Annotated in this window: 16 protein-coding genes and 1 other annotated feature; of the genes, 6 read left to right on the forward strand and 10 right to left on the reverse strand. The window is 49.2% G+C overall.

What is annotated here, in order from left to right; translation table 11 throughout:
- Positions 1-161: 161 nt before the first annotated feature.
- Both G358_RS0116920 and G358_RS0116925 read right to left on the reverse strand, forming a co-directional pair.
- Positions 162-545, reverse strand: a complete 384-nt coding sequence (locus tag G358_RS0116920) for a spore coat protein (protein ID WP_019638431.1) — start codon at positions 543-545, stop codon at positions 162-164.
- Positions 546-573: 28 nt separating this feature from the next.
- Positions 574-807 carry a hypothetical protein gene (locus G358_RS0116925; RefSeq protein WP_019638432.1) on the reverse strand — a complete coding sequence of 78 codons (234 nt, stop codon included), beginning with the start codon at positions 805-807 and terminating at the stop codon, positions 574-576.
- A gap of 165 nt (positions 808-972) precedes the next feature.
- On the opposite strand from G358_RS0116925, the gene G358_RS0116930 reads away from it, so the two are divergent.
- A complete protein-coding gene (locus G358_RS0116930; RefSeq protein WP_019638433.1) occupies positions 973-2,217 on the forward strand; it encodes an NAD(P)/FAD-dependent oxidoreductase in 1,245 nt (414 codons plus the stop codon).
- Between the two features lie 51 nt (positions 2,218-2,268).
- On the opposite strand, the gene G358_RS0116935 is transcribed toward G358_RS0116930, so the two are convergent.
- From G358_RS0116935 to G358_RS0116955, 4 genes are all read right to left on the reverse strand, one after another.
- Entirely contained in the window at positions 2,269-3,456 is a 1,188-nt protein-coding gene (locus G358_RS0116935; protein WP_019638434.1) for an MFS transporter, read from the reverse strand.
- Between the two features lie 137 nt (positions 3,457-3,593).
- Positions 3,594-4,136, reverse strand: coding sequence for a hypothetical protein (locus G358_RS0116940; protein ID WP_019638435.1), 543 nt, complete (start codon positions 4,134-4,136; stop codon positions 3,594-3,596).
- A 131-nt stretch (positions 4,137-4,267) separates the two neighbouring features.
- Positions 4,268-4,639 (reverse strand): DUF350 domain-containing protein, encoded by a 372-nt coding sequence (locus G358_RS0116950; protein ID WP_051107698.1) that lies wholly within the window; start codon positions 4,637-4,639, stop codon positions 4,268-4,270.
- A 159-nt stretch (positions 4,640-4,798) separates the two neighbouring features.
- A complete protein-coding gene (locus G358_RS0116955) occupies positions 4,799-7,162 on the reverse strand; it encodes an endonuclease MutS2 (protein ID WP_019638438.1) in 2,364 nt (787 codons plus the stop codon).
- 195 nt (positions 7,163-7,357) lie between these two features.
- Here G358_RS0116955 and G358_RS0116960 point away from each other — a divergent pair, with 195 nt between their 5' ends.
- Complete coding sequence (locus G358_RS0116960; RefSeq protein WP_019638439.1) at positions 7,358-7,720, forward strand: phage holin family protein; 363 nt, start codon at positions 7,358-7,360, stop codon at positions 7,718-7,720.
- A 219-nt stretch (positions 7,721-7,939) separates the two neighbouring features.
- The gene (locus G358_RS0116965) at positions 7,940-8,314 is read left to right on the forward strand and encodes a cupredoxin domain-containing protein (RefSeq protein WP_019638440.1); all 375 of its coding nucleotides are present in this window, start codon (positions 7,940-7,942) and stop codon (positions 8,312-8,314) included.
- Positions 8,315-8,405: 91 nt separating this feature from the next.
- On the opposite strand, the gene G358_RS0116970 is transcribed toward G358_RS0116965, so the two are convergent.
- The 3 genes from G358_RS0116970 to pheS all read right to left on the reverse strand — a co-directional run bounded on the left by G358_RS0116970 (position 8,406) and on the right by pheS (position 13,582).
- Positions 8,406-9,956 (reverse strand): cell division protein ZapA, encoded by a 1,551-nt coding sequence (locus G358_RS0116970; RefSeq protein ID WP_019638441.1) that lies wholly within the window; start codon positions 9,954-9,956, stop codon positions 8,406-8,408.
- Between the two features lie 110 nt (positions 9,957-10,066).
- Complete coding sequence (gene pheT, locus G358_RS0116975) at positions 10,067-12,520, reverse strand: phenylalanine--tRNA ligase subunit beta (RefSeq protein WP_019638442.1); 2,454 nt, start codon at positions 12,518-12,520, stop codon at positions 10,067-10,069.
- A 27-nt stretch (positions 12,521-12,547) separates the two neighbouring features.
- Entirely contained in the window at positions 12,548-13,582 is a 1,035-nt protein-coding gene (gene pheS / locus G358_RS0116980) for a phenylalanine--tRNA ligase subunit alpha (protein ID WP_019638443.1), read from the reverse strand.
- Positions 13,583-13,626: 44 nt separating this feature from the next.
- Positions 13,627-13,932 (reverse strand) — a binding site (T-box leader).
- Positions 13,933-14,246: 314 nt separating this feature from the next.
- On the opposite strand from pheS, the gene G358_RS0116985 reads away from it, so the two are divergent.
- A complete protein-coding gene (locus G358_RS0116985) occupies positions 14,247-14,459 on the forward strand; it encodes a YwbE family protein (RefSeq protein WP_019638444.1) in 213 nt (70 codons plus the stop codon).
- Between the two features lie 121 nt (positions 14,460-14,580).
- On the opposite strand, the gene G358_RS30330 is transcribed toward G358_RS0116985, so the two are convergent.
- Positions 14,581-15,315, reverse strand: a complete 735-nt coding sequence (locus G358_RS30330; RefSeq protein WP_019638445.1) for a general stress protein — start codon at positions 15,313-15,315, stop codon at positions 14,581-14,583.
- An 871-nt stretch (positions 15,316-16,186) separates the two neighbouring features.
- Here G358_RS30330 and rsgA point away from each other — a divergent pair.
- Together rsgA and G358_RS0117000 are read left to right on the forward strand one after the other, a co-directional pair.
- Complete coding sequence (rsgA, locus tag G358_RS0116995) at positions 16,187-17,260, forward strand: ribosome small subunit-dependent GTPase A (RefSeq protein WP_019638446.1); 1,074 nt, start codon at positions 16,187-16,189, stop codon at positions 17,258-17,260.
- Complete coding sequence (locus G358_RS0117000) at positions 17,257-18,273, forward strand: aminoglycoside phosphotransferase family protein (RefSeq protein WP_019638447.1); 1,017 nt, start codon at positions 17,257-17,259, stop codon at positions 18,271-18,273. Before rsgA ends, G358_RS0117000 begins: the two co-directional genes overlap by 4 nt.
- The last annotated feature ends 900 nt before the right edge of the window (positions 18,274-19,173 follow it).

Raw genomic sequence — 19,173 nt, forward strand, 5'->3', positions numbered from 1 at the left:
GCAAATCGCCTGCTGATCGGAATCTAAATTTATTATTAATATTACATGAATTTAAGGTTTCTGCATAGAAAAACCGTTCGTTTCGGAATCGGAGAAGGGTTCCTAAAACAAACGGTCGGCTCATAACTCGTGCTTAAACTATACAAAAGTCTGGTTAATTATTATTGGGACGGTCCTATATGAGGCTGAACATTCGCCTGAGAGGCCTGAACGTTGCCGTTAAACTGCGCTGTACGCTGCTGCGTAAATTGTTGGACCTTCTGTTGCGTTTGCTGGGCCTCCTGCAGCTTCTTGTCGACCTCGGTTTTCAGCGCCTTCGAAGGGGCTGTATACATGTTCTGGCTGCTCATCAGCTGGTACAACTGCCCTTGAAGCTGAAGGGTACTGTCAGTCAATTGCGTGAACATTTGCCGGACCGAAGGGCAGGCTGATTCGGTCGTTGCTGTCGTATATTCACGGACCGTTCGTTTCAGATCGGCAAGAATTACATTCATTAGATCTTCTTCCGGCAGCAGGTTCGTGTTCTGAAATTGCGAATTTGGCATTGCTGTTGTTCCTCCTGTTTACTTGGATTTAATGAGCTTGTGTAGGGGCGAGCGGCTGATGCTGTGTTAGCGCTTGTGTCAATTGATTAATATGATTTTCATGGGTACGGATTTGGTTCATAATCACGCTTTGATTTTGTGCATTTTGAGAAATTACGGATACGGCCGAGGTTAATTTGAGCAGCATTTCCTCATTAGAAATCGAATCGGAAATATACTCTAATTCCTTTGCTGTCAGCGGCTGCATTTGTGAAACATTCATGTACGGTTACCTCCTGATAGTTGGATATATTCAGGTATATTATGTCCGGGATAACTAAGGATATGTAAAAATATTGAGTTATCCCAACTTTGGACATAATAATGCTGTATTTTGGTAATTTATTAGGCTTTTCATTTTAACAGGATAAAGGAGCATTCCCCAATTATGAAGCTGCATAGCGGCAATTTGGCTTGGTCTCATACTAATCATCCTATTTCTGCATATCCCTCGCTTCGTCAGCATCTGTCGTGTGATTGCTTGATCATCGGCGGAGGGATCGGAGGTGCATTATGCGCTCATCTTCTCGCTGATTCCCACATGGACACCGTACTTATTGATAAACGAACAATAGCAAGCGGAAGTACATTAGCCAATACAGGGCTTATACAATTTTCGAATGATAAAACGCTAACGTCCATGATCAACACTTTCGGGGAGAAACCCGCCGTTCGATTTTACAAAATGTGTCAGGGTGCTGTCGGCAAACTAATTCGAATTAGCCAAAACTTACAACAAGAAGCCCGGATCACTCCGAGAAACAGCTTGTACTTAGCTAGCTCTGAAGCTGATTTAAGCATGCTCCGTGAGGAATTTACAACATTATGCAGGCATCATTTCCCAGTGGAATGGTGGGACAGAAATATGATTGCTGAGCGCTTTCCATTTCAAAAGTCCGGAGCCATTTACAGCTATTGCGACGGGGAAGGCAACCCCTTCGCCTTCGTTCATGGTTTAATTCAAGCTGCCGCCGCCAATGGTGTTTCCATTTTTGAGCAGACGGAAGCCTCCGGATTTAAATTTCTGAAAGATGGTGTCCTATGCCGGGCAGGCGATTATACGATCCGGGCAAAGCATGTTATTTTCTCGGCCGGATATGAGACGCAGCAATTCCATAAGGAGAAAGGGGCGCATCTGACATCGAGTTTTGTGATGGTAACCGAGCCAGCGGATCATTTTGACGATTGGTTCGAACGGTGCCTTATTTGGGAAACAGCGAGGCCTTATTTGTACATGCGAACGACACCCGATCAACGCATAATGATCGGAGGGCTCGATGAACCGTTAGAGAATGACAGGCTGGATGAAGCCCGCCACCTGCACCAGGGACAGGTACTGTTAGAGAAATTGCATCAGCTGTTTCCGGAGAAGAAGCATTTGCAGGCGGCATATGCCTATGGGGCCGTGTTTGGAGAAAGCCGCGACGGACTGCCATATATCGGGCCTCATCCGGATTATCCTCACTGCTACTTTCTAAAGGGGCTCGGTGGAAACGGAGCAGTATACAGTATGATTGCCGCTGAAATGATTACGGATGTGCTGACTGGAAAGCAGCGCCGCGATATGGATTGGTTCTCTCTCACCCGAACTTCAAAGCCTACTCCGGCAGTCCACCGGAGCAACATGGAGTAATGCTGTAAGCTATGTGCAGCTCGCTGACCCGTCTGCCTGTATTTCAGGCCTTCAAACCGTAAGCAGCTTGCGGATGGCCGCCCAACTGAGCAGCGGGGCCGCTCCCAATCCAGCCATAAGCCATAAAATCGTCGCCATTTTTGGGGAGCTGGTATAACAAAATATAAAAATGACAATACCCGCCAAACGGCCAACCATCATGCTTACTTCACGCAGTACGATCAGTTCCACCCTGTACTCGGCGTCATCTGAATGCTGGCCTATTAAATCAAAAACCGACGAAATCATCGGGATAATATATAGCGGCATAAATAATGAGGTAGCCACTCCGAAAATGAGCAATGTTAAATAGCTGACCTTCCAGAGAAGAGGGATGACGGCAAGCGTAATCATAAAAGCCCCTATCAGCATTTCCCAATAACGGTGCCGGATAGCAAACCATTTCCCCGCAGCCCAGTAGCTGATCAGTGATACTAAAGAGGTAATGAGCATGTATTGCCCGACTCTCCATTCGGAAGAGGTGCTTATATATACCAGCAAATTTACCAGGAACAAGAACACCCCTTCTCTCAGCCCATAGGCAATCGATGCGGGAACTGCCAGCCTCCAGGGACTGCCCTGTCTTAGTCGCCGTCTAGGCTCGCTCCAATTGTAGGCGCCACCCTTTTCACGCTTTTTCAAGTAAAAACTAAGTAAGACTCCTGCACCGTACACGATTAACGAAATTGTAAATATGACTCGGTACCCCCGGTCCCCGGGCAAAACCGAGATCAGCCACCCGGACAGCCATGGACCGCAAGTTCCGATAACTGATCCCATAACCCCTACCCAACCGTTAAACAAATCACGGTTTGTTCTGTCTGTCACTTCGAAATATATAACGTTAAAAGAAAGCCAGAAGATACCCGTCCCAATTCCCGACACGAGGCCAAGCGGCCATATGTAACTGATCATACGGGTTCCGCACCATAGTACCAGCAGATAGAACAGTCCGGAAATAAATATCCCCAGCCGGAGGATCATCATTTTATCGCGTTCTTTAACCCATTTGCCCATCATCCAGAACGTCAGCCCAATAGCCAGCTGCTGGCTGAACGCAAACCAGCCGATCATCGCGAAATCCTGTTTCACCTTCCATAAATACACATTTAAAAAAGTGCCGGATAACGCCCCCGCCAGTACAAACAAACTATTGACAGTTAGCAGCAATATGCATTGCCGATCAAGAGAGCTCTTCATGCATGCTCCTCCAATGGTTCATGATTACCCCAGTAAGGATGCCCAAAAAAAGAAAAAAGCATGATAAATTCATGCTTTCATGCTTTTGCTCTCAAACATTATTTTGCGAGCTGGCCCATAAACGGGCCGCTATTTGATTATTTGCCGGATTTATCGCTCACCGTCCGAATTAATGAATTGCGGTCTTCTTCCGCCAAAAAACGGCTTACACTAAAGCAGGCGGAACATACATAGACGTTCAGCTTCATCGTGGATGTGAGCAATGGCGATGTCATCCCATTTGGCACAACCGGCTCGAATGAGCCTTCGGTGATTGTCTGCTGTCCTACGTGAAGCATATACTCACGGCAATGCGGGCATTCCGGCACCTCGTCTTGTCCATCCAGTATCCTTTCGACACCGGACTCATAGGCAAGCAAATCCCCGCCGCTGGCGGTAAAGCCTTCCACACGGCGAACCCCGCCAAGATGAGGGCTATCGCTCTCATCCCAATAGTCGAAATCGTCCACTCTGTCCTTAAGTTCAGCTTCCTCCTCCAGATCCTCTTCGCTTCCAAGCTGAACGTTCAAGGTTCTGTAGCCTTTTAACTCGTTATGGCAATAGGGGCATTCTTCCTCAGCCCCGAGCTCCTCGTCCCAGACTATTTCCGTTTGGCACCAGGGACAGATTGTAGTCTCCATGCGCAGCCCTCTCTTCCTTAAATTCAATTAAGATTTCCATAAAAAAACAATCCCCCCGATTAAGAAAAGCACGGCGGCTACAAATATTACGGTCGTCAGGTTCTTAATAAAATTTCTCACGAAGCACCCCCCTAACCAATGCAAGCACCTATTAAGTAAGAGACGGATACGCAAACAGACATGGCTATAACTCCAACCGCCAAATTGCCTTCCGCAATTTCATGATCGATTCGAAAAACCGGGGTCAGGAATTCGAACAAAATGTAAGCAGCGAACAGCAACACAGCCCCGACCACAGACCAAATCATAAATTCATAAATCGGGGAATGAACTGCAGCATATCGAATCACATTACTAATACCGAATATTTTACCGCCTGTAGCAACCGATGCCGCCAAGTTTCCACGCTTGATTTCCTGCCAGCACCGGTATTTGGCCACCAGTTCGAAGCAGGACAGAAACACGATCAATTCCAGCACCGCAATCGAAAAATAACCAATCATCAGCCCAAACGGCTGCTCCAGCAACGGATCAATATTTCCTGTCAATTCGCTGTCGCACCTCCCGCTTATCTCCCGCTTCCCTTTACATCACACTTATATTACGTATATCTCACGCTTATTTCTCACGTATTTCTCGCTTATCTCTCACGTATCTATCGCTTATTTCAGCTCGGCTACGGTTACTCCTGTCCCGCCTTCCCCGTAATTGCCCAGCCGGTAGCTCTTTATATGCTTATGCTTACGGAGATAGTCGGAAATCCCCGTCCGCAAAATTCCGGTACCTTTGCCGTGAATAATATAGATTTGGCCTAAATTTCCAAGATAAGCCTCATCGATAAAGCGATCTACCTCAATGAGCGCCTCTTCCAAATTCGCCCCGCGAAGATCGAGTTCCGTACGCACATTCTCGTCTCGCGTCCGTTTGACATTAGCAACGATACGCTGCGCTGTCTTGGCGGCCGGCGGAGCACTGATTAATTCCAGGTCATCGAGACTGACCTTCATCTTCATAATACCAAGCTGCACGAGAGCATCCTTGCTGCCCGCAAGCTCAACCACATGTCCTTTCTGGTTCAAGCTGTACACCATCACCTCATCACCAGGCTGGATTTTACGCGGGGCTTTGGCGGCCTGCCGGGCCGGGCCAGTCTTCTTTCGCTTCGGCTCCGCTTCCTCCAGCTCTTTCCGGGCAGCAATCAGCTTGTGCTCTTTAACAGATGCCCCTTCTTCCAGCGCCAGCTTGCGGAGATCTTCAATAATCCGCTCCGCTTCGCTGCGCGCTTTGGCAATGATGGCAATCGCTTCATCCTCCGCCTTCTGAATGCGTTTGTCCCGCTCATTAGTCAGTTTGTCCAGTTCGGTCTCATGCCGTTTCCGCAGCTCCTCCAGCTCTTTCCGCAGCCGCTCTGCGGTCTCCCGCTCCTGCTCCGCGCCAAGCCGATTCTCTTCCAAGGAAGCGATCATATGCTCTACGCGCAAATCTTCTTCCTTCACTTCACCCCGGGCAAAATCAAGAATTTGCGCCGACAACCCAAGCCGTTCGGCGATAGCAAACGCGTTGCTTCGGCCAGGCACGCCCACGAGCAAACGATAAGTGGGGCTTAGTGTGTTGACGTCAAATTCCATGCTGGCATTGATGACACCTTTGCGTTCATAGGCATAAGCTTTTAATTCACTGTAATGCGTGCTCGCAACCATGCGGCAGCCTAGTGAATGAATATGCTCCAAAATAGCGATGGCTAAAGCGGAGCCTTCTGCCGGATCCGTCCCTGCTCCAACCTCGTCCAGAAGCACCAGACTTTTCGCGGTCATTTTCCGTAATATAGAAATAATGTTCGTCATGTGACTGGAAAATGTACTAAGACTTTGCTCGATGCTCTGTTCATCGCCTATATCCGCATAGATGGCGTCGAATACGCAAAGCTGGCTTCCATCCTCAGCTGGAACGAACAAGCCGGACATCGCCATCAGACTGAGCAGGCCGATCGTTTTCAAGGTTACCGTCTTCCCGCCGGTATTGGGTCCCGTTACAATGATCGACGTATACTGATTGCCCAGCTCGACATCGAGCGGAACGACCTGTTCTGCCGGGATGAGCGGGTGCCGCCCCTTCTTCAGCTTCAAAAATCCGCGGTCGTTCATCCGCGGCAAGGAAGCTTTCATCTCACGGGCGAGTCTTGCCTTGGCGAAGATGAAATCAAGCTGAGCCAACACATCACTGTCATAGCCTAGCAGCTCGGCCTGCTCTCCAACATGCGCGGTCAGCTTCTGCAAAATCACTTCAATTTCCCGCTCTTCCTTAAGTCTCGTCTCACGCAGCTTGTTATTCATAGCTACAATGGACTCAGGTTCTATAAACAAGGTCGCCCCTGAACCCGACTGATCATGTACGATGCCGCCAAAGTGGGCGCGGTATTCCGCTTTAACCGGAATGACAAACCGGTCGCCCCGGATCGTCACCAATTGATCCTGCAGCATCTTGGCGACGCTGGCAGAACGAATCATTGCCTCCAACTTCTCGCGAATCCGCACCTCTCCACCGCGCAGTTCCCGCCGAATCTGGGCAAGCTCGGCACTGGCGGAGTCAAGCACTTCAGCGCTCTCGTCGATACAGCGTTTAATTTGATCCTCCAGCGCCTTCTGCTCGCTAAGCATGTCGCTTAGCGCAAACAGCAGCGGCACGGGCTCCTCTTCATGAATGGAGGCCATATACCGTTTAATCCGCCGCGAGCCTTCCAGCGTTGTGGCGATGCCAAGCAGTTCGTGCGGATTCAGCGTCCCGCCGATCCGCGCGCGCTTCACCGCCGGCATCATATCCATGATCCCGCTAAAAGAAGGGGCTCCTTTTAGGCGATCCACCTTGTATGCTTCATCCGTCCCCTGCAATAGTCTCTTGACGTCTTCCAGTTCGGACACTGGCACAAGGCGTTCAACGGTCATTTTTCCCAGCGATGTCTGGGCATATTTCGCAAGCATATCTACAATTTTATTATATTCCATCGTTTTCAAAATTTTCTCATCCAAAAACGATCACAACTCCCCTCGGGACTATATCTGAAATGTAACGCATGATCCAGCACACTGCCTTTACATCCCCTCTATTATAGCGAAATCATACATTTTACGCCATTTTACAAAGTTGCACACATAAGAAATCAATTTATGGAACATGATATACACGTATACGAAACGTTCACTTTATAAAGGAGGCCTTGTGCCATGAATTTCCTGGGACATGTCGTTCGATTTATCGTGTCCGCCCTGGTGCTGCTTGTCGTAGGCTGGCTCGTCCCGCAATTCAGCGTAGGCGGATTCGGCAGCGCCCTTCTGCTCGCTCTAGTCATTGCACTTCTCGGCTGGGCCATCGAGGGGATATTCGGGAAAAGGGTTACCCCTTTCGGACGCGGTATCGTTGGCTTTCTCGCCAGCGCTTTAGTCATCTGGCTAGCCCAGTTCGTCATTTCCGGAGTATCCGTATCGATTCTCGGAGCACTGCTGGCCGCACTGGTCATCGGGATTATCGACCTGTTTATCCCTATCGGCTCACCGTTCGAAGCAGCCAAAAACAAGTCGGACCGTTAACATTCGGTCGTTTAAAAGAGGCAAGGGGCTGATCCTGGCAGATAATAACTGCTCGGCTTGGCCCCTTCTTCTTGCGCCCAAATTAGTCGACGTACAACTGTACAGCTTGTTCATTTAGAGTTCATGAAAATTTCATAACCTTGGCAGTCATCCCCAACTCATTTAAGCTATGATAGAAACAAAACTGTCACAAAAATCTTAGTATTAAGGGGGGTTATCATGAAAAAGTCTATTGCTTTTTTGCTCAGCTCTGTGTTAATGGTTGTTCTGGCTGCTTGCGGCAGCAGCAGTTCCAATGGCGGCGCCGCGGACAATAATTTGACAGCAGAATCGGAAATCGTCATCGAAGCCACCAACTTTAAATTCGATCAGGAAGAATACCGGGTGAAGAAGGGTGTCCCTGTAAAGATTACGTTTAAGAACGTAGAGGGCAATCACGGCATTATCATTCCCGGCTTGAAGGTAGACCTTAAAGGTAAATCCCAATCCAAGGTAGTTGTACCGAAAGAAACCGGTGAATTTGAAATCGCCTGCTCCATTATGTGCGGAGCCGGACACTCTACGATGATCTCCAAGCTTATAGTTGAAGAATAGTAACCATGTTGGAGAACAGTAGTCGCTATAAAAAATACTAACCATAGTGAAAGAGCCTTCGGTCACCCGAGGGCTCTTTCACTATTATCGGCTATTGCCTGTTATCCTGTTCAATCAGTTCTATCCATTCGTTGTATTCGGTCTGCAGCTTCGTATAATCGTCCTTCAGACGGTCATACTCCTCCTTCGACCTCTGCATTTCCTCGCGCTCCATCTCGCGGGCAGTTTGCAGCAGCCTGTATTCATGCGATACGACCTCATAGCTTTCCGACAGTTCCTTTAATTGGCTAGCTAGACGGGATTTCTCCTCCTCGATTTCACGGTATTGCGAGGACAGATCCATAACCTGCTCTCCGCCAGCCGCACATTGCTGCTGCCATTCCTGCAATTGCCGCTGTAAATCAGCCTCTGTCTCACGCCAAGAGACAAGCTCCTGTTCCGCGGAAGCCAGCTGCTGTCTCCATTCCTCTTCCCTGCGTTCGGCCTCAATGCGAATTTGCTCCTGGTCTTCCGCCATAGCGGCATAGCCTAGTGCTTCCTGCTCCAACTCGGCTAGCCTGCTGCCAAGACGCTGCACTTCCTCTTGCAGGCGAGAGTTTTCCCGGACCGTGGCGCCGGACGATTGCAGTGCATGCTCATGCTCCAGACGGATCTGTTCCAACTCGCTTCTCAAGCGTTCCGCATCGTTCGTTAATGCGCTTGCCTTAGCCTTCTCTTCTTTAAGGCTTTCATAAGCCGCTTCCGCTTCCCTCTTCACCGTTTTCAGTTCGGTTTTCAATTGCTCTCCCAACTCGGAAGCTTCCAACAGCCCAATTTCAAGACGGTTAATCTCTTCATTGCGTCTTTCCGCCAGCTTTTGCCATGTCTTCTCGTTCTGGGCCGCTTCGGCAGCCTCTGAACGAAGCTTAGCCTCACTTTCCTTTGCTTCCGCAAGCAATTCCTGCTGCCGCTGCTTCTCGGCTTCAGCAGCCTGAAGGGATTGCTTCAATAGTTGAAGCTGCCGTTCAAGCTTGCTTTGGTTGTCCTTCATTCGCTGCTCAGCAGCTTTGGCGTTGTTTTCCCGCTGCGTCGCACCTTTAAGCTGTTCGGCGAGTTTCTCGCGTTCCTCTTTCTCCCGCCTTGCCTCCTGCTCTGCTGCCCGCAATTTGGCTTGAAGCTGTGAAGAGCTGCCCCGCTGCTCATGTAATTGGACTTCCAGTTCCTTCGTGCGTCCAGTAAGCTTGGCAATATCCGCTTCCTGACTCTTAAGCGCAGCTTCCGCTTTGGATAACTGTTCGGCTACTGTCTTCTTGTCGCTCTTCAGTTGATGATGCTCCTCCTGCAGCGATTGGTGCGCATTCTCCTGCTTAGCTTGCAGAGCCTGCATGACGGATATTTCTTGGACAAGCTCCGCCTTCACCTGCTCCAGCCTATGCAAATCAGCCTGAAGCTCCTCGGCCTTCATCGCCTCCTCAGCCATACGAACTGCAGCCAGCACCGCCAAACGCGGAGTATCCAGATGGGAGTACATTTTGGAAATGACCCGCATATGGTCATCCACACGGCGGGCAACCTCTTTCATATATTCAACATTGCTGCCGACGATTTTATAAGAAGTACCGTATATTTCAACATTTACACTGATACGATCAGGGATTGTCAAAATGTTGTGCCTCCTTCGGTCCTTACGTTTCATCTAAGATGCCCTTGCTTGGACGAAAATCACATCGAATCGATACTATCTTGATTCGATGTGACTTTGTGTAATTCCTGCTATTTTCTTAATTCGGCTGCAAAAGTTTGCTCCAGTGCAGACACAACTTGGTCATGCACCGCAGCGATCTCCCCATCGGTCAATGTACGTTCCTTATGGCGGTATACGAGAGACAAGGCTACGCTTTTCTTGTCCTCGCCCAGCTTGCTGCCCGTATACACATCAAACACATCAAGTTCTTCCAACAGTTCGCCCGCTGTATTCCGAATTACGGCCAGCAGCGCCCCCGCCTCGACGTCCGCACCCACAACGATGGCGATATCCCGCTCCATGGCAGGATAACGAGGAAGCTCGCGATAGACAGCGGTATCCCCGGCGTATTCGTATATTGGCTCAAGATGCAGCTCGGCAACGTAAGTATCCTCAAGATCATGTTCGCGCTGCAGCTCAGGATGCAGCTGTCCAAGCGAACCAAGCAGCTGTTTGCCCGAAGGCGTGTTTAAATATACTGAAGCTGACCGCCCAGGATGGAAGCCTTGCGGTGCATCCGCTTCATAGCTAACAAGCCCGCTGATTCCAAGAGAAGCAAATATGCTCTCCAGCGCCCCCTTCAAATCGAAGAAATCAACCTTTACAGGGTTAGCATTCCAGCGTTTCTCTTCACGATCTCCAGCAAGCAGCAAACCGAGCACAGTTATTTCATTTGGCTGTTTTGTCAACTGCTCCTCTTCGGTCTGAAATACGCTGCCCAGTTCAAACAGGGCTAGGTTATCGTGTTTCCGATTGCGGTTATAAGCAGCAATGTTCATCAGTCCCGGAATTAAGCTCATTCGCAGCACGCTGCGGTCCTCGCTCATCGGCATGGCCAGCTTTACTTCGCGTGCACCGGCTATGCCAAGCTCAGGAAACAACGGACCATAGCCTTCATGGATAAAGGAGTACCCCATCACTTCCTGCCAGCCCCCATGCACCAGCAGCCCTCTTAAAGCACGGCGAAGTGCTTGCGGCTTCGTATATCCGCCGGCCGTAGTCGGTCCTTCGATGGCTGTGGTCGGGATATTGTCATAGCCATACAGCCTGGCCACCTCTTCAATCAGATCGACATCCCGCGTAATATCCCCCCGCCGGGTTGGCACGCGAACTTCAAGCGCATGGTCAGCCAAATCGCCACACTCAAAATGCAAACGGGCCATAATCGCTTTCGTCTCCTGCGCAGAAATCTCCGTCCCCAAATAAGCGTTTAATTTCGTCAATGAGAGGGCGATGACTTTGTCCTCCGCCTTAGAAACCACAGCTTCAACAACACCTTGAAGCACTTTGCCTCCCGCATACAGCGTCATTAGCTCAGCCGCCCGATTCAGTGCTGGGATAACCGCAGCAGGGTCAACCTCCTTCTCAAAGCGCAAGGATGCCTCGGAGCGCAGTCCTAAGTGACGCGATGTTTTGCGTACTGAACCGCCGTCAAATTTAGCCGATTCGAGAACGATATTGACGGTCTTCCCAGTCACCTCCGAGTTCAGCCCGCCCATAACTCCAGCAAGGCCAACCGGCTGATCCTCTCCGTCTACGATCAGCAAGGCGCCCGGCTCGAGCTCTCTATCTTGACCGTCCAGTGTGACCAGCTTCTCGCCTGCTCTGGCTTCACGTACTCCGATGACGCCACCCTTAATCGTATCCGCATCAAAAGCATGCAGCGGTTGTCCATATTCCAGCATGACATAGTTCGTTATATCTACAATGTTGTTGATCGGACGAATGCCCGCGGCCATCAAGCGGTTTTGCATCCATTGCGGCGAAGCGCCGATCGTGACGTCCGAAATATATCTGACCGAATAACGGCTGCACAAATCGTCGGCTTCTATTTTGACAGCAATGCGTTCACTGGCAGGCTGCGCAGCCTCGATCAGCCTTTTATCCGGCTCTGGCAGCTTGATCTCTCTATCCAAAATAGCGGCTACTTCATAAGCCGCTCCCAGCATGCTCAAGCAGTCAGATCTGTTTGGCGTAAGATCGAAATCAAGCACCTTGTCATCCAATCCAAGCAGCTGCGTGATCGGCGTGCCGATTTCTGTCCCTGCCGGCAGCACGAGGATGCCTTCCTGCTGCTCCTTCGGAAGCAGCTTGTCATTGAGGCCCAGCTCTTTGGCCGAACAGATCATCCCTTGGGAGAGCACGCCGCGCAGCTTGGCCTTCTTAATGTCCAGCCCACCAGGAAGCTTCGCTCCAACGAGTGCGACAGGCACAGTTTGGCCGGCATCCACATTTTTTGCGCCGCATACAATTTGCAGTTCTTCCTCCAGCCCGGCATCGACGATGCATACGTTCAGCTTATCCGCATCAGGATGCTTTTCCTTGCTCTTTACATAACCGGCAACTACTTTAGTTACACCCTTATTCCGCTCCTCGATGGCATCGATCTCGATGCCCGAACGGGTAATTTGCTCCGCTAACTCCTCGATATTCACTTGATCCAGTGATACATATTCCGACAACCACTCGGTTGAAACCTTCATGCCAAATTCCCTTCCTTCTTCACAGAATTAAATTCGGGCAAACTGCCCCAAGAAACGCAAATCATTATTAAAGAAATGGCGAATGTCATCTACGCCGTACTTCAGCATCGCAATTCGCTCTACGCCCATCCCGAAAGCAAAACCGCTATATTGCTCTGGATCGTAGCCGCTCATCTCCAGAACGCGGGGATGAACCATACCGCTTCCGAGTATTTCCAGCCATCCGGTATTTTTGCATACCCGGCAGCCGCTCCCGGCGCATTTTACGCAGGTCACGTCCACCTCGACACTAGGTTCAGTAAATGGAAAGAAGCTTGGCCGCAGGCGGATTTGCGTGTTCGGTCCGAACATCTCCCGTGTAAATTGCAGCAGAGTGCCCTTGAGGTCGCTCATACGGATATTTTTGCCAATGACAAGCCCTTCAATTTGGTGAAATTGGAACGAATGCGTAGCGTCGTCGTCATCTCGGCGGTAAACACGGCCCGGACAAATGACTTTGACAGGCACCTCGCCTTTCATCGCTTCCATCGTTCTAACCTGTACCGGAGAGGTTTGCGTACGCATAAGCAAATCTTCCGTCAGATAGAAGGAGTCCTGCATATCGCGGGCGGGGTGGTTTTTAGGCAAATTAAGTGCTTCAAAGTTATAGTAATCGGTCTCAACCTCCGGCCCCTCGGCAATACGGTAGCCCATCCCGATGAAAATATCCTCAATGTCCTGAATAACCTGGTTGAGCGGATGTACGCTGCCCTGCTTCAATGGACGCCCTGGCAAGGTGACATCTACTTTTTCCGCAGCGAGACGCTTTTCCGTCTCCTGCCGCTGAAAATGCAGCTGCTTCTCTTCAATTAAAGCTTCAATCGCCCCACGGACCTCATTGGCTACCTGACCTATAACCGGACGCTCCTCTGCGCTCAATGCGCCCATGCCCCGCAAAATTTCAGTTAATGCGCCCTTCTTGCCCAAATATTTAACCCGAAGGTCGTTTAATTGAGCTGCATCGGCTACTGCATTCAATTGAGCTACAGCTTCGTGCTTGAGTGCTTCCAAACGTTCTTTCATGGATAATCCTCCTTAGGTTGAATAAAAAAAAGGCCTTTCTCCCGAAAAGGGACGAAAAGACCGTGGTACCACCCTTGTTAGAGCCTATAACAGGAACTGCAATACAACTGTGCAGGAACGTGCAGTTGCAAACATAAGGCTAGCCTGCCAATGAACTCTCACTCGAACGATATAACGGATCGTAGCCGGTATCCTCTACTTATCGCATGTAAAAACAGCGTGGCACGCGGGTTCAAGGAACTGCTCCGGAGCGAAATTCGGCAGTCTGTTTCCATAGAGACGCTCTCAGTCTGTGGCGGCTCTTCCCTGTAAGGAGGCTTCTGCTTACTCTTCTCCATCATCGCATTTACATTTAGATTTACTGTTTCCCTAAAAATCATATTCAAAGCCAATCAGCGATGGCTTACCTGTTATTATAGGCAAAGTCGCCGGCGATGGCAAGGAGCAGGCTGTTTGGATCATACTACGCCGCCAGCACGGTAAACGCTCTTAGCCTCTTAGCTTATTATTTTCTTAGCTTATTAGCCCATTAACCTCTTAGTTCATTAGTTTCTTAGTTTCTTTATTATTGACGTAACAATATGATAAATTATTATTACTGCATTAAAAAGCTATGGAATTTGAATCAGTACAATAAATTAACAAAAATAAGGAGCTGGAATTTATGAGCGGTACTTTACGCAGTAATATTACGCCAGGCATAACCGTTGATATTGTTCTCAAAAAAGATCAGGCCTCCGGACGATTGACCCGTGGCATCGTCAAAGACATCCTTACCAATTCGCCAAGCCATCCGCATGGAATTAAAGTTCGGCTGCTGGACGGGCAAGTCGGCCGGGTCAAGGGGATTGTGCCGGACACTAGAAGCGGATCATAACTGCGGCTAATCCGGTTTCTTTTCCTGTAAATAAAGAACGAGCAGCTTCATGTCTGCCCGTTCTCTTCTACGGTTACTAGCATAATTAATAGACTAGTATAGTTACCAGGATCAGCTGCGGCTACCAGGATCGGCGATTCGTCCGCGCATCCCGCTGTCTTCGATAATTGTTTATATCCGTATGCTCATCTTGTTCATTCCCTGATGATTCATTTCCCATTTGACTAGAGTTAAACTTCTCTTTATCGCTAGGTGGGGGTATTTCTTGATAAAATGTTCCCGCCGTCTCCCTCTTCTCTATCCTGGAGTTAGTTCCTGTTTCTCTATGAACCGCTGCATTAGCGCGATTTGCATCCGTTAATCCGAATTGATGAGAGTTCAGCGCCCGGTTATTTTGAAATACGCGATAGATTTCATTTTGCTGCGATTCGTTCCCATCTACCAGTACCAATATTCTGCCTTGTTCCACAAAACTTCCATACTCTTCAGCCTCATTTTCAGGGATTCCTAGACCAATCAATCCGCCAACTAATCCCCCGGCTCCAGCACCTACTACCGCTCCTGTTAGCGCAGCCGCAATCGGTCCTGCAGCAACAATTGGGCCTATACCGGGAATCGCAAGTGCACCCAGTCCGGCCAGCAGCCCCGTAATCCCGCCGACCAAGCCTCCTGTTGCTGCCCCAGATGCAATCCCCTCCGGTGCTTTCGTTCCCGTATCTGCTTCAATGGAAGCTACGTCATCTGTGTTCCTGCCAACTATCGAAATATCATTCATAGAATATCCGTACCGTTTTAAATCTTCTATTGCATTTGACGCATCCTGTTCCGAAGCAAATACGCCGACAATTTTCTTCATTATGGCTAATACCTCCTCAGGAATGTCTTATCAAACGACACTACACTGGTTAATTAACCATTACGGAAATATTTAAACGGAAGAAGAGCGTTTCTGTGGCTCTGTAGCTCTGTGAAAAGAAATAAACAATAGGGGAAGACGTGTATAACAAACTAGGATTTTATTCGAAGGAACTCTAGTTCACAAATTACTAAGTGATTTCTGCCCATTTTTGAGGCAGCCATTTTTCACCCCACTTTCAATTTACGAAGAGAGTTCTTCAAAAGTTAATTTTCTACATTGTTTAAGGATAAAAAAAGGATGAAAAGATAACTACTTGTCGTTAAGCTTCGATGGTCTTTTCATTAACATACTCAATTAGTTGCACAACCACATTTAAATCAAAAAAATCCCGCCGACCATATATAAGTGAGCAGGCTTGTCCTATAAAGGGGATTTTTTCCTCTCTTGTTTGATCTCCAGGGCAAGTGAAAACTTCTTCAAGTTGGATTGTGACAAATTCTTCTTACTTCAAGGACAAGATCAGCGCTGTCAGGTATTGATCTTTTTCCCAAAATAGGATATTTTAGAAACAGCTTAGTGATAAGCAAGTTCCTTACACGAAGGGAGATGTGTTTTGATGGCTGCTACTTATACGGTGGTTCGATCTTAAAACTGAATAGCAGGCATATGCGAAAAAGGCGGGGAAACGCCCATATTATTTGCTATGCCATCCAAAGTAACCTTTCGTGAATATTGCTGTTTGCAGGATACGATGAAGGTCGTATCTTTTTTGCGTTCTGATGCCGCGCGACAGCAGCTTCTTTAGAGGCTGCTTGTCCGTGGCATTTTTGCGTCCAAAAACAACATTAAAAGGAGCTAACAAAAAAACATGATGGATTTGAAAACCTATGGCTACACAGAAATAGAAGCAGTTCCCGATGGATTATTGCCCGGCAGGGTGACGGAGCTTCGGCGCGAACGCTTCACAGTCATAACCGAGCGCGGCGAAGTAACGGCGGTGCTCAAAGGCACGTTCTATCACAGCGCGGAAACGCGCGTAGAATTTCCGTGCGTCGGTGATTTTGTCTTGCTGCACTACAACGAGAGCGGAGACTCTCTCATCGTTACGGTACTGCCCCGCCGCTCCAAGTTCTCACGTGCGGATTACTCAGGGCATGCCGCAGGCTACGCCAAAACCGTGCTGGAACAGGTCGTTGCAACCAATTTTGATTATGTGTTTATCCTTTCGTCTCTGAATTGGGATTTCAACGTTGCCCGCATCATGCGGTACATGACACAAGCCAGGCAGAGCGGCGGCCAGCCGGTCGTCATTCTGACCAAGGCGGACCTCGTTGAAGACTATAATCATGCGCTAGGAGAGATAACACAAAGCATCCCTGATGTGCCGGTTCATGCGATCTGCAGTCATACAGGCCTGGGGCTGAACGAACTCAATCCCTACTTAATGCCTGGTAAAACAGTCGTCTTTCTCGGCATGTCCGGCGTCGGTAAATCGTCTTTGCTGAATGCGTTGATCGAGCAGGAAGTAATGAAGGTTCAGGAGATCCGGGAGGTTGATAGCCGGGGGCGGCATACGACAACGCACCGTCAGCTGTTTATGCTCCCCTCCGGTGCGATGGTGATCGATACGCCGGGTATGCGTGAGCTTGGGCTTTTTGATGCCGACGAAGGCATACGCGCAAGCTTCACGGATGTGGAGGAATGGTTCACGCAATGCCGATTTACGGATTGCCGCCATCAGGCCGAGCCGGGCTGTGCCGTTCTCGCCGCACTTGCCGATGGGTCGCTGTCGCGTGAACGGTGGGAGCAATATGTTGTCCAGCAGCATGAGAACAAGTATGTCCAGGATAAGACGAGCTACCTCATCGACAAGAGGGCTCGAAACAAATCGATCGCCATGTGGAGCAAGCAAACGAAGAAAAACGGAGGAGGGAAGAAATGAATATAAAAATCGAGACACTGAACTATGCCTTGAGCCGACTGTTCAATAAGGATATCATCTCGGCCGACTTCCAAACTATGTCATTACAGGGCGGAACGGTGGGGAATGTGTACCTGGTAACGGGCATTGCCGAAATTGCAGGTGGCGAACAATTGCCATACCGTATCGTGCTGAAAATCCAGAAGCAATGGGAGCGTTACGGGGACCCGGGTTCATGGCGCCGGGAATATGACCTCTATGCGTCTGACCTCGGAGCGACGTTTTCGGACGCCTTCCGTTGGCCTACATGTTATCACGCCGAGATCAACGCTGAAGAAAATGAATTTCAGCTGTGGCTGGAATATATCGATGGCGTATCCGGTTTACACTTGACCGGTGACATGTATGAACAGGCCGCACTGGAATTAGGACGCTATCAAGGCAAGCTGTATGCAGAGAAGTCCGCTGTGCTGCAGAGCCTGACCAACCTGAGCCATGCGGATCTCATGAAGAATACGTATCTGCATTACCGGTCTTGGCCGGTCGTCTATGATTATATACGCTCGGAGGACTGCGAATTCCCGCAGCACGTGCGGCAAATGCTCATCGACATCGATGAGCACGCAGACGAGATACTCGCCCGCATCGAAAAATTGCCCCTCGTGCTATGCCACCGGGACTTCTGGGTGACCAACCTGATCTATGCCGACGGGAAAATCGTGCTCATCGACTGGGATACATCCGGATGGGGCTACCTGGGCGAGGATCTCGCAAGCCTGATTGCGGATGAAGCGGATATCGATCACATGGTCGAATACTACCAGCGATGTGTCCCCGCATATTACAAAGGCTTTTCGGAGTATGCGGATGTATCCCCTATCGCCGATCATTGCGTCTACGAGCTGATCCTTCTCGTATTCGGGTACAGGCTAGTGGAATGGTACCTCCACACAGAGGTGGATGACGAGAAGACGAAGCATGTCCATACGCTTCAAAAAATCTATGAAATGAAGACCAGCCCTGCGCTGGGTTGACTCTAAAAAAAGAACTCCGAAAACCCTTGAATGTAGTGGGTTTTCGGAGTTTCTTGCATCACTCCTATTCGATCGTCGTTGGCAGCTTGCCCGTGATGTCGTAGACGCCGCAGGCACTCCAGTCGGTGAATCGACAGTGGAATTGACATACGTTTACAACGTCACACTCGAAGCTCCGATGTACGTTTTCGTTGCTGAACACTTCCTGGATGCCTACCGCATTTTGCCTTAACTTATTCTACTAGAAGCTTCAAGACTGTACCCCTGCAATGCTTGCTCCTTAGTGCTCACTCTGATGTAGATGACAGCTCATGGCTGCACTAGAATGGCTCGAAGAAAGATTTAACGCTAAGAAATGGTTAGGCGCAGACAAAGAATATGTATTTCCATGGCGGTCAAGGTGGTATTTGCACATCCACTTTGTGTGAGCTAAACTTTAGCTCTTGCTTGCCATCCAAGACCATTCCTTTCCCAGGGCTTAGATCGAAAATGTGACTCAGAACGTGAACAATGTGACTCAGGAGATGAACGAAATTTTATAACGAAGCTGATGATCGCTATTTGTGTAAAAATAGCCCTTCCCAAAATGTAACGAAGCTGGGTAACGTTATTTCAGTCTTTACTGCTCCAATCAGAGGATAAACCGCAAATAGAGTGTCTGAGATTCGTTGCTATGAACGTTTTTGTCAAACCCTCTATTTTTTCTGCCTGAGCACGTGGCGCGAGAGCAAAAATGCGAGCGACGGTCGGCACGCTGCTATCCGTGGGTTGGGTACCACATGTTATGCCTTCGTCAAGGAGAGCTTTTGCAAGCTAGAAACGCACGTTCAGTTCTTGGCAAACCTAGTGCAAACGAATCACGCATATTCTCTCCCGAACCTTCGTTTGCTCCCGGGCCTC

Source organism: Paenibacillus fonticola DSM 21315, from assembly GCF_000381905.1.
Classification (GTDB): domain Bacteria; phylum Bacillota; class Bacilli; order Paenibacillales; family Paenibacillaceae; genus Fontibacillus; species Fontibacillus fonticola.

Bases quoted from the DNA above. Each gene is read 5' to 3' on its own strand.
- G358_RS0116920 (WP_019638431.1), bottom strand. From the start codon at position 545: ATGCCAAATTCGCAATTTCAGAACACGAACCTGCTGCCGGAAGAAGAT.
- G358_RS0116925 (WP_019638432.1), bottom strand. From the start codon at position 807: ATGAATGTTTCACAAATGCAGCCGCTGACAGCAAAGGAATTAGAGTAT.
- G358_RS0116930 (WP_019638433.1), top strand. From the start codon at position 973: ATGAAGCTGCATAGCGGCAATTTGGCTTGGTCTCATACTAATCATCCT.
- G358_RS0116935 (WP_019638434.1), bottom strand. From the start codon at position 3,456: ATGAAGAGCTCTCTTGATCGGCAATGCATATTGCTGCTAACTGTCAAT.
- G358_RS0116940 (WP_019638435.1), bottom strand. From the start codon at position 4,136: ATGGAGACTACAATCTGTCCCTGGTGCCAAACGGAAATAGTCTGGGAC.
- G358_RS0116950 (WP_051107698.1), bottom strand. From the start codon at position 4,639: ATGATTGGTTATTTTTCGATTGCGGTGCTGGAATTGATCGTGTTTCTG.
- G358_RS0116960 (WP_019638439.1), top strand. From the start codon at position 7,358: ATGAATTTCCTGGGACATGTCGTTCGATTTATCGTGTCCGCCCTGGTG.
- G358_RS0116965 (WP_019638440.1), top strand. From the start codon at position 7,940: ATGAAAAAGTCTATTGCTTTTTTGCTCAGCTCTGTGTTAATGGTTGTT.
- pheT (WP_019638442.1), bottom strand. From the start codon at position 12,520: ATGAAGGTTTCAACCGAGTGGTTGTCGGAATATGTATCACTGGATCAA.
- pheS (WP_019638443.1), bottom strand. From the start codon at position 13,582: ATGAAAGAACGTTTGGAAGCACTCAAGCACGAAGCTGTAGCTCAATTG.
- G358_RS0116985 (WP_019638444.1), top strand. From the start codon at position 14,247: ATGAGCGGTACTTTACGCAGTAATATTACGCCAGGCATAACCGTTGAT.
- G358_RS30330 (WP_019638445.1), bottom strand. From the start codon at position 15,315: ATGAAGAAAATTGTCGGCGTATTTGCTTCGGAACAGGATGCGTCAAAT.
- rsgA (WP_019638446.1), top strand. From the start codon at position 16,187: ATGATGGATTTGAAAACCTATGGCTACACAGAAATAGAAGCAGTTCCC.
- G358_RS0117000 (WP_019638447.1), top strand. From the start codon at position 17,257: ATGAATATAAAAATCGAGACACTGAACTATGCCTTGAGCCGACTGTTC.